Source organism: Streptomyces sp. CCM_MD2014 (assembly GCF_000772045.1).
Classification (GTDB): Bacteria; Actinomycetota; Actinomycetes; order Streptomycetales; family Streptomycetaceae; genus Streptomyces; species Streptomyces salinarius.
Genome location: NZ_CP009754.1, coordinates 1857510 through 1870054 on the forward strand (window position 1 = coordinate 1857510; position 12545 = coordinate 1870054).

Here is a 12545-nt window from a genome sequence, read left to right on the forward strand (position 1 = left end):
CCCGACGGCGGGGGCCCAGCGGCCGTCAGCGGTGCGGCGGACGGGCCACCCCCGGATCCGTGCGTGACCGGACCGGGCGCCCGGCCGCCGTACCGCTGACGGGCCGTCTGTGCCGCAGACCTTTGAAGAGAACGACGACGGGAGCAAGAACGTGTCCGAACACCGTGGCAGCGCAGGCGGCTCCGCACTGTTCCCCCGGACCGGGACCGTGCTGCCCTGGGTCCTGACCGGTCCCGGCGCCGCCGCCGTGCGGGCCCGTTCCGAGGCTCTGCGTACGCATCTGCGCGCGAGCACCGCATGGTCGCCGACCGGTGTCGGACAGGCCCTCCTCGCCGGGGCTGGAGCCGGGGCGGACACCCACCGGACCGTCGTACTCGCCGGGGACCGCGCGCAGACCCTCGACGCGCTCGCCGCGCTGTCCGCCGGCGCCGACCACCCGGCGGTGTTCACCGGCACCCGCGCGGATGCCTCCCCGGCGGGGCCGGTGTTCGTCTTCCCAGGGCAGGGCTCCCAGTGGACCGGCATGGCCCGCGAACTCCTCGACGCCGCACCGGTGTTCGCCCGCAAGCTGCACGACTGCGCCGACGCGTTCGCCCCCTACCTGGGCCACTCCCTGCTGGACTCCGTGACGGGCGCGGCCGGTGGACCCGAGCTGCTCGGCGCCGACGTGGTGCAGCCCGCGCTGTTCGCGGTCATGGTGGCGCTGACCGACCTGTGGAGCGCGGCCGGGGTCGCCCCCGGCGCCGTGCTCGGGCACAGCCTCGGTGAGCTGGCCGCCGCGCATGTCGCCGGGGCGCTGTCCCTGGACGACAGCGCCCGGGTCGTGGCCCGCTGGAGCCAGGCGCAGGCCACCCTCGCCGGGCGCGGCGACATGGTGTCGGTGCTGCTGCCCGCCGACGAACTCGCCGACCTGCTCGACCGGCGCTGGCCGGGCAGGCTGGTCGTCGCCGTGGAGAACAGCCCCGGCTCGGCCGTGGCCTCCGGTGACCTGGACGCCGCGGTGGAACTCGTGGCCCACCTCGCCGCCGAGGGCATCCACGCCCGGCGCGTCGACGTGGGACTCGCCGCGCACTCCCCGCACATCGACGCGATCCTCACCCGCATCCACGCGGACATCGCCCCCATCCGCGCCCACACCCCCCGCATCCCCGTCTACTCCGCGCTGCACGGCGGAGCGCTGGACGGCACGCCCATGGACGCCGCCTACTGGTGCCGCAACCTGCGCTCCACCGTCCGCTTCGCCGACGCCACCCGCGCGGCGCTGGAAGCCGGGCACACCACGCTCGTCGAGGTCAGCCCGCACCCGGTGCTCACCACCGCCATGGAGGTCTCCGCGACCCGGTCGGCCCATGCGGCCACCGTCCTCGGCACCCTGCGGCGCGGTGAGGGCGGTCCATCCCGCTTCCTCGCGTCACTGGCCGAGCTGCACGTGTCCGGCGGTGACGCCGACCTGCGGACCGTCCTGCCCGCCTCCAAAGCCGCAGGACTGCCGGAGGCGGTCCTCGCCGCCGGGCCGCACGGGGAGTCCGCCGACGGCGACTGCCCGCGCGAGGTTCTGCGCGACCGCCTGGCGCCGCTCGACCCGGCCGAACGCCGCGCCCAACTGCTGACCGTGGTGCGGGAGTCCGCCGCCGCGGCACTCGACGGCGACGGCCAGGGCTCCATCGACGGCCGGCGCACCTTCCGGGACCTCGGCATCACCTCGCTTGCCGCCGTCGGCATCCGCGACCGGCTGCACTCCGCGACCGGGCTGCGGCTCTCCCCGACCGTCGTCTTCGACCACCCCACGCCGGACGCGCTCGCCGCCCATCTGGACGCCGAACTGTTCGGCACCGGTGCCGACGCCGAGCCCGCCCCGGCCGCCGGGGCCCGGGCAGTGCCGCACGACGAACCCATGGCGATCGTCGGCATGGCGTGCCGCTACCCGGGTGGCGTGGGCACCCCCGCCGACCTGTGGCGCACGGTCCTCGCCGGCGTCGATGCGGTCGGCCCGCTGCCCGCGGACCGCGGCTGGAACATCGCCGACGGCTACGACCCCGAACTGGCCGGCCCCGGCCGGTTCTCCCAGCGCGAGGGCGGATTCCTCCACGACGCCGCCGAGTTCGACGCGGAGTTCTTCGGGATCTCGCCGCGCGAGGCGCTCGCCATGGACCCGCAGCAGCGGCTCGCCCTGGAGTCCGCCTGGGAGGCGATCGAGGACGCCGGACTCGACGCGCACTCCCTCAAGGGCTCCCGCACCGGTGTGTTCCTCGGCCTCATCACCCAGGACTACGGCCCTCGCGCCGGCGAGCCCACCGCGCAGGCCGGCGCCGTCGAGGGGCACCTGTTCCTCGGTTCCACCGGCAGCGTCGCCTCCGGCCGCCTCTCTTACACGCTCGGCCTGCAGGGGCCGTCGCTGACCATCGACACCGCCTGCTCCTCGTCGCTGGTCGCGCTGCACGAGGCGTGCCAGGCGCTGCGCACCGGTGACTGTGACATGGCGCTGACCGGCGGTGTCACCGTGATGCCGAGCACCGGCATGCTCGTCGAGTTCTCCCGCCAGCGGGGCCTGTCCCCCGACGGGCGCTGCAAGGCGTTCTCCGCGTCCGCCGACGGCTTCGGTCTGGCCGAGGGCGTGGGCATGCTCGTCGTCGAGCGGCTGTCGGACGCGCGGCGTCTGGGTCACCGGGTGCTGGCGGTGGTGCGGGGCAGCGCGGTCAATCAGGACGGTGCGTCGAACGGGCTGAGCGCGCCGAGTGGTCCCGCTCAGCAGCGGGTGATCCGGCAGGCACTGGTGAACGCCGGGGTGCAGGCCTCCCAGGTGGACGTGGTGGAGGCGCACGGCACGGGCACCCGGCTCGGCGACCCGATCGAGGCGCAGGCACTCCTCGCGACCTACGGACAGAGCCGGCCGGCCGAACGGCCCTTGTGGCTGGGCTCGTTGAAGTCCAACATCGGGCACGCACAGGCGGCAGCCGGTGTCGGCGGCGTGATCAAGATGGTGATGGCACTGCGCGAGGGCGTCCTGCCGCGCACCCTGCACGCGGACGAACCGTCCCCTCACATCGACTGGACGGCGGGGAACGTACGGCTGCTCACCGAGGAACGGGAGTGGCCCGAGACCGGGCATCCCCGCCGGGCCGCGGTGTCGTCGTTCGGCGTGAGCGGCACCAACGCCCACGTGATCCTTGAAGCCGCCCCCGGGACCGGCGGTGCGCCCGAAGTGTCCGACGGCGTCCTCGGCAGCACGCCCGAAACCGTGCCGTGGGTACTGTCCGCCGCGTCCGCCGATGCCCTGCGCGCGCAGGCCGAGCGACTGCGCGGACACCTGGCCGAGCGGCCCGGACCGGCCTCCGCCGACGTGGCGTTCGGCCTCGCGACGAGGCGTACGGCGCTCGAGCACCGGGCCGTCGCCGTGGGCGCCGACCGCGGCGAACTCCTCGACGCCCTGGACGCGTTGAGCGCCGGACGCCCCGCTCCCCAAGCCGTGCTGGGTGACGCGGCCGCCCATTCCCGCCGTCCCGTTTTCGTGTTTCCGGGGCAGGGGTCGCAGTGGGTGGGGATGGCGGTGGAGTTGTTGGACTCCTCGCCGGTGTTCGCGGAGTCGATGGCAGCGTGCCGGGAGGCGCTGACGGAGTTCGTGGAATGGGACCTGCTTCAGGTCCTGCACTCCGAGGACCCGTCGGCGCTGGAGGCTGTGGACGTGGTGCAGCCGGTGCTGTGGGCGGTGATGGTGTCCCTGGCCGCGCTCTGGCGGGCCTGCGGGGTACAGCCTGCCGCAGTGGTGGGCCACTCCCAGGGTGAGATCGCGGCCGCGGTGGTGGCCGGCGGCCTGTCGCTGCGCGACGGCGCACGAGTGGTCGCCCTGCGCAGCGCGGTGATCGGCCGCCTGCTGGCAGGCAAGGGCGGCATGGCCTCCGTGGCCCTGCCATCCGACGCGGTACGGGAACGACTGACACCCTGGGAAGGACGCCTGTCCCTGGCAGCCGTCAACGGCCCGTCGTCAAGTGTGGTCTGCGGACACCTCGACGCACTGGACGCATTCGTGAACGCACTCGAACACGACGGAGTCAGAGTGCGGCGCATCGCCGTCGACTACGCCTCACACTCGGTCTTCGTGGAACAGGCGGAGGAAGAACTCCGCGACGTCCTGGCGGACGTCTCCCCCCTGCCGGGCACGGTGCCCTTCTACTCCACCGTCACCGGCGCAGTCCACGACACCACCGGACTCGACGCCGGGTACTGGTACCGCAACCTGCGGCAGACAGTGCGCTTCGAGGAAACCGTACGCGAGTTGACACGCCGCGGCTTCGACGCCTTCATCGAGGTCAGCGCCCACCCGGTACTCACAGTCGGCGTCCAGGAGACTCTGGAAGCCGCCGGCACCCGCCCTGCCGTCTGCGGAACACTGCGCCGGGGCGAGGGCGGTGCGCGACGGCTGCTCACCTCACTCGGCCAAGCATGGGTCGCAGGCGTCGCAGTCGACTGGTCCCGGCTCGTGCCGGCCGGACACACGGTGGAACTGCCGACCTACGCGTTCCAGCACCAGCGCTACTGGCTCGACAACACCACCGGCAGCGGTGTCGATGTCGGGGCGGCCGGGCTGGGCGCCGCCCGCCATCCGCTGCTCGGAGCGGCCGTCGCCCTCGCGGGCAACGGCGGCACCGTCCTGACCGGAAGGCTCTCCCTCGCCACGCACCTCTGGCTTGCCGATCACGCCGTACGTGGTGTCGTCCTCGTGCCCGGCACCGGCCTGGTCGAGCTCGCTGTCCGTGCGGGCGACGAGGTCGGCTGCGGACGCGTGGAGGAACTCACGCTCCAGGCTCCGCTCGTCCTGCCGCCCGAGGGCGCGGTGCAGGTCCAGGTCGTCGTCGGCGCCGCCGATGACGCCGGGGTGCGCAGCGTGGACATCTACTCGCGGCCGGAGGAGCCGGGCGTGGACGGGCCGTGGACGCTGCACGGGACGGGCACGGTGATGCCCGGCGCCGGTGAACCGGCCGACGGCCGGGCCGACCTCACCGTCTGGCCGCCCCGGGACGCCCAAGTCCTCGACACCGACGGCTTCTACGAGACGATGGCCGGGCGCGGTTACGAGTACGGCCCCGCGTTCCAGGGCCTGCGCCGCGTCTGGCGTCGTGGGGACGAGGTGTTCGCCGAGGTCGCCCTTCCCGAGGAAATCGCGGGTTCCGCCGGGGAGTTCGGGCTGCACCCCGCGCTGGCCGACGCGGGGCTCCAGGCCGGGCTGCTCACGCTCTTCGCCCCCGCGGACGACGGTGCCCCCGGGAACCGGCTGCCGTTCTCGTGGCGCGGGGTCGCCCTGCACGCCGTGGGCGCGACCACCCTGCGCGTGCGCATGGCCCCGGTCGCCGGTGATCCGACGACGGTGACGCTCGACGTGGGGGACGCCTCCGGGGCGCCGGTGGCCTCGGTGGACGTCCTGACGACGCGTGAGGTGTCCGAGGCGCAGCTCGCGGCCGCGGCTCCTGGGGCCGACGACTCGCTGTTCCGGGTCGAGTGGGTTGCCACGGCCGGTGGTGGCTCGGCCGAGGCCGCGTCCTGGGCGGTGCTGGGGAACTCGCCTCTGGGTGACGGTGGTCTCGCGTTCGCGGACGCGGATGCGCTGGTCGCGTCGTCGGCGGACCTTCCCGATACCGTGGTGCTGGAGTGCCCGGCGGGTGAGGGCGCAGGTGCGGTGCCGGAGGCCGTACGGGCGCGGCTCGCCGAGGTGCTGGGCGTGGTCCAACGGTGGGTTGCCGACGAGCGGCTGGCGTCCTCACAACTGGTCGTGGTGACGCGGGGCGCGGTGGGCGTGTGCGCCGGTGAGACCGTGGATGTGCGGGTCGCGCCGGTGTGGGGTCTGGTGCGTGCGGCACAGGCCGAGCACCCGGACCGGTTCGTGCTGGCGGATCTTCCCGTGGGTGCCGGTGCGCGGGAGCTGGCCGCCGGGCTGGCCTCCCGTGAGCCGCAGTGGGCCGTGCGGGACGGTGTCGTGCGCGTCCCGCGTCTGGTGCGGGCGCAGGCTCCGGCCGGTGAGGCGCCGGGCTTCGGGGACGGTCCGGTGCTCGTCACCGGCGCCTCCGGGGTGCTCGGCGGTATCGTCGCCCGGCACCTGGTCTCGGCGCACGGCGTGCGGGAGCTGGTGCTCGTCAGCCGGCGCGGCCCGGCGGCCGACGGCATGGAGCGGCTGGAGGCGGAGCTGGTCGCCCTCGGCGCGACCGTCGAGAGCATCGCCTGCGACGTGGCCGACCGCGACGCCCTGGCCCGCGTGCTCACCGGCCGTCGGCTGACCGGCGTGGTGCACGCGGCCGGTGTGCTGGACGACGGTGTGCTGGAGTCCCTGGACGAGGCCCGGTTCGACACCGTGCTGCGGCCCAAGGTCGACGCCGCCTCGCATCTGCACGAGCTGACCCGCGACCACGAGCTGTCGGCGTTCGTGCTGTTCTCGGCCGGCGCCGGCACCCTCGGCAACGCCGGCCAGGCCGCCTACGCGGCCGCCAACGTCTTCCTCGACGCCCTCGCCCAGGCCCGCCGCGCCGAGGGCCTGCCCGGTCTGTCGCTGGCGTGGGGCCTGTGGGCCGAGACCAGCGCGATGACCGGTCGGCTCGGCGAGACCGACCTGAACCGGCTCGCCCGGCTCGGCGTCGCCGCCATGGAGACCGGGCAGGCCCTCGCCCTTCTCGACGCGGCCGCCCGCACCGACGAGCCGCACCTGCTCCCCGTACGGCTGGATCTCGCGGCCCTGCGGCGGCGCGCGGCGGTCTCCGGGGTGCCGGCGCTGCTGAGTGCCCTGGTCCCGCAGCGTGTGCGCCGACAGGCGACCGGTACGGGTGCTGGTGCCGCGTCGGCCGACGGCGGCGACCTCGGCGGGCGGCTCGCCGCACTGCCCGCGGACCGGCGCGAGGAGTTCCTGCTCGACCTGGTCCGCGGCGAGGTCGCGGCCGTCCTCGGCCACACCACCCCCGACGCGGTCGAACCCGAACGCGCCTTCAAGGACCTCGGTTTCGACTCCCTCACCGCCGTCGAACTACGCAACCGGCTCGGCGCCGCCACCGGGCTGCGCCTGCCCGCGACCCTCGTCTTCGACCACCCGAACGCCGCCGCCGTCGTCCGCCTGCTGTGGTCCGAACGCGGCGGCGTCAGCCCGGCCGGTGACGCCCCGGCGGCCCGCCCGAGTACGCCGGCCGCCGCCGACGAGCCCATGGCGATCATTGGCATGAGCTGCCGTTTCCCCGGCGACGTGGCGTCCCCGGAGGACCTGTGGCGGCTGGTCGCCGAGGGCCGTGACGCGATCGACGTGATGCCCGGCGACCGCGGCTGGGACGTCGACGCCCTCTACGACCCGACCCCGGGCGTCCCCGGACGGATCTACTCCCGTGAGGGAGGTTTCCTGCGGAACGCGGCCGAGTTCGACCCGGCGTTCTTCGGGATCTCGCCACGTGAGGCGCTGGCGATGGATCCGCAGCAGCGGCTGCTGCTGGAGACGTCGTGGGAGGCGTTCGAGCGCGCGGGCATCGACCCGGCCACCCTGCGCGGCAGCCGGACAGGCGTCTTCGCGGGCGTCATGTACCACGACTACGGCGCCCGGCTCGGCGCGGGCACCGTGCCCGAGGACGTCGAAGGGTACGTCGGCAACGGCAGCGCCGGCAGCATCGCGACCGGCCGCATCGCCTACACCCTCGGCCTGGAGGGCCCGGCGGTCACCGTCGACACCGCCTGCTCGTCCTCCCTCGTGGCGATGCACCTCGCCATGCAGGCGATCCGGCAGGGCGAGTGCTCGCTCGCGCTGGTCGGCGGCGTCACCGTCATGTCGTCGATCGAGATGTTCCTCGAGTTCAGCCGTCAGCGCGCCGTCTCGCCCGACGCCCGCTGCAAGGCGTTCGGCGCGGGCGCGGACGGTGCCGGCTTCAGCGAGGGCGCGGGGATGCTGCTGGTGGAGCGGCTGTCCGACGCCCAGCGCCTGGGTCACCCGATCCTGGCGGTCGTCCGGGGCAGCGCCGTCAACCAGGACGGCGCGTCGAACGGTCTGACAGCGCCCAACGGGCCGTCCCAGCAGCGGGTGATCCGGCAGGCGCTCGCCACCGCGGGACTGGAGGCCGGGCAGGTCGACGCGGTGGAGGCCCACGGTACGGGTACGACTCTGGGCGACCCCATCGAGGCGCAGGCCCTGCTGGAGACCTACGGGCAGGAGCGTCCCGAGGAACGGCCGTTGTGGCTGGGGTCGTTGAAGTCCAACATCGGGCACGCCCAGGCGGCAGCCGGTGTCGGCGGTGTGATCAAGATGGTGATGGCACTGCGCGAGGGCGTCCTGCCGCGCACCCTGCACGCGGACGAACCGTCCCCGCACATCGACTGGACGGCAGGGAACGTACGGCTGCTCACCGAGTCGCGCGAGTGGCCCGAGACCGGGCAGCCCCGCCGCGCCGGTATCTCCAGCTTCGGCGCCAGCGGCACCAACGCCCACCTCATCCTGGAGCAGGCCCCGGCACGCCCCGCCGAGGACACCCCGGAGGAGCCTTCCCTGCCGCTCGTCCCGTGGCTGGTCAGTGCCAAGTCGGAAACAGCCCTGCGGGCGCAGGCGGAGCGGTTGCGGTCGTACGTCGCCGAGCGGCCCGGACTACGCCCGCTGGATGTGGCCTTCTCGCTTGCGACGACGCGAGGGGTGCTGGAACACCGTGCCGTGGTGGTGGGCACGGACCTCAGTGAACTCGCCGAGGGCCTGGGCGCGTTGACGGAGACGGCGACCGCCGTCCCGGGCCGTACCGCCTTCCTGTTCACGGGGCAGGGGGCTCAGCGGGTCGGAATGGGCCGGGAGCTGTATGACGCCTTCCCCGCGTTCCGCAACGCGCTGGACGAGGTGTGCACGGTACTGGACCCCTTGCTGCCGCGCCCATCGCGTGAGGTGATGTGGGACGGGGACACACAGACCCTGTCCCGGACCGAGTTCACCCAGCCGGCGCTGTTCGCCCTCGAGGTGGCACTGTTCCGGCTGCTGGAATCATGGGGGATCCGCCCGGACGCAGTGGCCGGACACTCGATCGGAGAGATCGCCGCCGCACACGTGACCGGCGTGCTCTCCCTCACCGACGCCTGTGTACTGGTCGCCGCCCGCGGCCGGCTGATGCAGGCACTGCCCGGCAACGGCGCAATGATCGCCGTACAGGCAACCGAGGACGAAGTCCTGCCCCTGCTGGAAGGGATCACCGGCCGGGCGGACATCGCCGCCGTCAACGCACCCCAAGCCGTGGTGATCTCCGGAGCCGAGACCGAGGTCGAACAGATTGCCGGGATTCTCACGGCCCAGGGCAGGCGAGTGAAGCAGCTGACCGTGAGCCACGCGTTCCACTCCCCCCTGATGGAACCCATGCTGAACGACTTCCGGACCGTCGTCGAAAAACTGTCCTTCCGGGAACCGTCCCTGCCCTTCGTCTCCACCGTCACCGGAACCACCATAGGAACCGAGATCACCGAGCCCGCATACTGGGTACGGCACGTGCGCCAGACCGTCCGCTTCACCGACGCGCTGCGCGCCCTCCACGACCTCGGCGTACGGAAGTTCGTCGAGATCGGCCCCGACACGGTACTGACCGGACTCGTCGAGCAAACCCTCCAGACACACGCCGTGCCCGTCCTGCGCCGGGACCGCGCCGAAGTACGAGCGGCAGTCGAGGCGGTGGGCGCCTTCTTCACGCGGGGTGGTTCGGTCGACTGGCCGGCAATGCTGGCCGGTGGGCGGCGAGTGGATCTGCCGACGTACGCCTTCCAGCACGAACGGTACTGGCTGGACGCCCCCGTCAACGTCGGTGACGTCACGGCGCTGGGTCTCCAGCGGGCCGAGCACCCGTTGCTCGGCGCGGCGGTGGAGCTGGCCGGGTCCGACCGGATGGTCTTCGCGGGGCGTCTTTCGGCAGCCTCGCAGGGCTGGCTGGCCGATCACGCGGTCCACGGCACCGTCCTCATCCCCGGCACCGCACTGGTCGAGCTGGCGCTGGCGGCCGGTGACCGGATGGGGTGCGGCCGGCTGGAGGAGCTGACGCTCCAGGCGCCGCTGGTCCTGCCGGAGACCGGTGCCGTGCAGCTCCAGGTGTCCGTGGGGGAGCCGGACGCGGAGGGCCGCCGTACCGTCGAGATCCACTCGCGCCTCGAGCGGCACGCGGCTGAGGCGGCCTGGGCCTGCAACGCGCTCGGCGCCCTCACCGAGGCCGCCGCGCACCCCGCCCCGGCCGCACTCGGCGAAGTATGGCCCCCGCAGGACGCCTCGGCCGTCGAGGTGGGCGCCTTCTACGACGGCCTGGCCGACCGGGGCTACGAGTACGGCCCCGTCTTCCAGGGTCTGCGCCGAGCCTGGCGGCGCGGCGACGAGGTGTTCGCCGAGGTGGCCCTGCCCGAGGAGGCCGCGAACGCGGCCGGAGCTTTCGGGGTGCATCCTGCGCTGCTCGATGCCGCCCTGCACGCCATGAACTTCGCCTCTGTGACCGGGGGTTCGGGAACGCCGCTGCCGTTCGCCTGGACCGGAGTCACCCTGCACGCGGTCGGTGCCGCGGTTCTGCGGGTGCGGATCGCACCGGACGACGCGCGCGGTGCCGTCGGCGTGGAGCTGTTCGACCAGACCGGATTGCCGGTCGCGTCGGTGGAGTCGCTGGCGCTGCGCGAGGTGAGCCCGGAGCAGTTGGCGGTCGCGGACGATCCCGACTCGTTGTTCGAGGTCGAGTGGGTTTCCGCCGCCGACGGTGGCTCGGCCGAGGCCGGGGCCGTCTCTTGGGCGGTGCTGGGGGACGGCCCTCTTGCCGAGGGTGGAGAGGTGTTCGCGGATGTGGATGCCTTGGTCGCGTCGTCGGAGGATCTTCCCGGCACGGTGGTGTTGGAGTGTCCGGCGGTGGAGGGTGTTCCGGTGCCGGATGCCGTACGGGCCCGGCTCACCGGTGTGCTGGATGTGGTGCAGCGGTGGGTCGCTGATGAGCGGCTGGCGTCCTCCCGGCTGGTCGTGGTGACCCGGGGTGCCGTGGCCGTGTCGGCGGATGAGCCGGTGGACGTGCGGGTCGCCCCGGTGTGGGGTCTGGTGCGCGCGGCACAGGCCGAGCATCCGGGGAGGTTCGTGCTGGCGGATCTCCCCACGGGGGCCGGCAGCGAGGCGCTGGCCGCCGGACTGGCCTGCGATGAGCCGCAGTGGGCCGTACGCGACGGCGCCGTACGCGTCCCACGACTGGCCCGTGCGCAGGCTGCGGTCTCCGGTGTCCCGGCATTCGGAGACGGTCCGGTGCTGGTCACCGGGGCATCCGGTGCGCTGGGCGGTGTCGTCGCCCGGCACCTGGTGTCAGTGCACGGTGTACGGGAGCTGGTACTGCTCAGCCGACGCGGACTCGCCGCCGACGGCATGGACGCACTCCGCGACGAACTCACCCACCAAGGCGCATCCGTAGAAGTGCTGGCATGCGATGCAGCCAACCGCACCGCCCTGGCGCAGGCGCTGGACGGCCGTGAGCTGACCGCCGTAATCCATGCGGCGGGTGTTGTAGACGACGGGGTGCTGGAAGCGTTGGACGCCTCCCGCCTCGACACGGTGCTGCGACCGAAAATGGATGCGGCATGGAACCTGCACGAACTCACCCGCGACATGGACCTGACCGCCTTCGTCCTGTTCTCCTCGGCCGCCGGCGTCCTCGGCAACGCGGGCCAGGCCAACTACGCGGCGGCGAACGTCTTCCTGGACGCCCTCGCCCAAACCCGACGCGCCGAAGGCCTCCCCGGACTGTCCCTGGCCTGGGGTCTGTGGGCCGGAACGAGCGCGATGACCGCCGGGCTGGGTGAGACCGACCGTCACCGGATCGCGCGGCTCGGCGCGGAAGCACTGAGCGAGGCCGAGGGCCTCGCCCTGCTCGACCGAGCACTCGGCGAGGACGCCCCGGGCCTCCTCGTCCCGGTGCGACTCAACCTCGCTGCTCTGCAAGGTCGTTCCCAGCTCGTCCCCGCCGTGCTGCGCGCGCTGGTGCCCGTCAGGGCGCGGCGGCAGGCGGCGGCCCCAGCGGCGGCGGGCTCAAGCGGCGGGCTGGTCGAGCGGCTGGCGGCGATGAGCGAGAGCCGACGGGCGGCGCATCTGCTGGACCTGGTGCGTACGGAGGTCGCCGGGGTGCTGGGACACCGTTCCGCCGCGACGGTCGAACCGGAGCGTGCCTTCAAAGACCTCGGGTTCGACTCGCTCACGGCGGTGGAACTGCGCAACCGGCTTCACGCGGCCACCGGTCTGAAGCCGGCCGCCACGGTCGTCTTCGATCATCCGACCTCCGCCGACCTGGCCCGTCATCTGCGCACGCAAATCCCGGACCTGCCGGCGGCGGGCCCGGAGGGCCTGCTCGGCGAACTCGACCGGATCGAGCAGATGCTGACCGACGTCGACCCGACCGACCAGAGGAGCGCCGACATCCAGCGGCGCCTCACCACCCTGCTCGCCCGCTTCGAGGAGGCGGCGCGGCCGGTGGAGGCCGCGCGGGTCGCCGACAAGATCGACGCGGCGACCGACGACGAGATCTTCGCCTTCATCGACAACGAACTCGGCTGAACGCCGTACCCCC

The 12545-nt window shown here is 73.5% G+C and carries 1 protein-coding gene; it reads left to right on the forward strand.

Annotated features, from left to right (window positions below; translation table 11 throughout):
• Positions 1–151 precede the first annotated feature (151 nt).
• Positions 152–12532, forward strand: coding sequence for a type I polyketide synthase (locus NI25_RS38410; RefSeq protein ID WP_148315114.1), 12381 nt, complete (start codon positions 152–154; stop codon positions 12530–12532).
• Positions 12533–12545 lie beyond the last annotated feature (13 nt).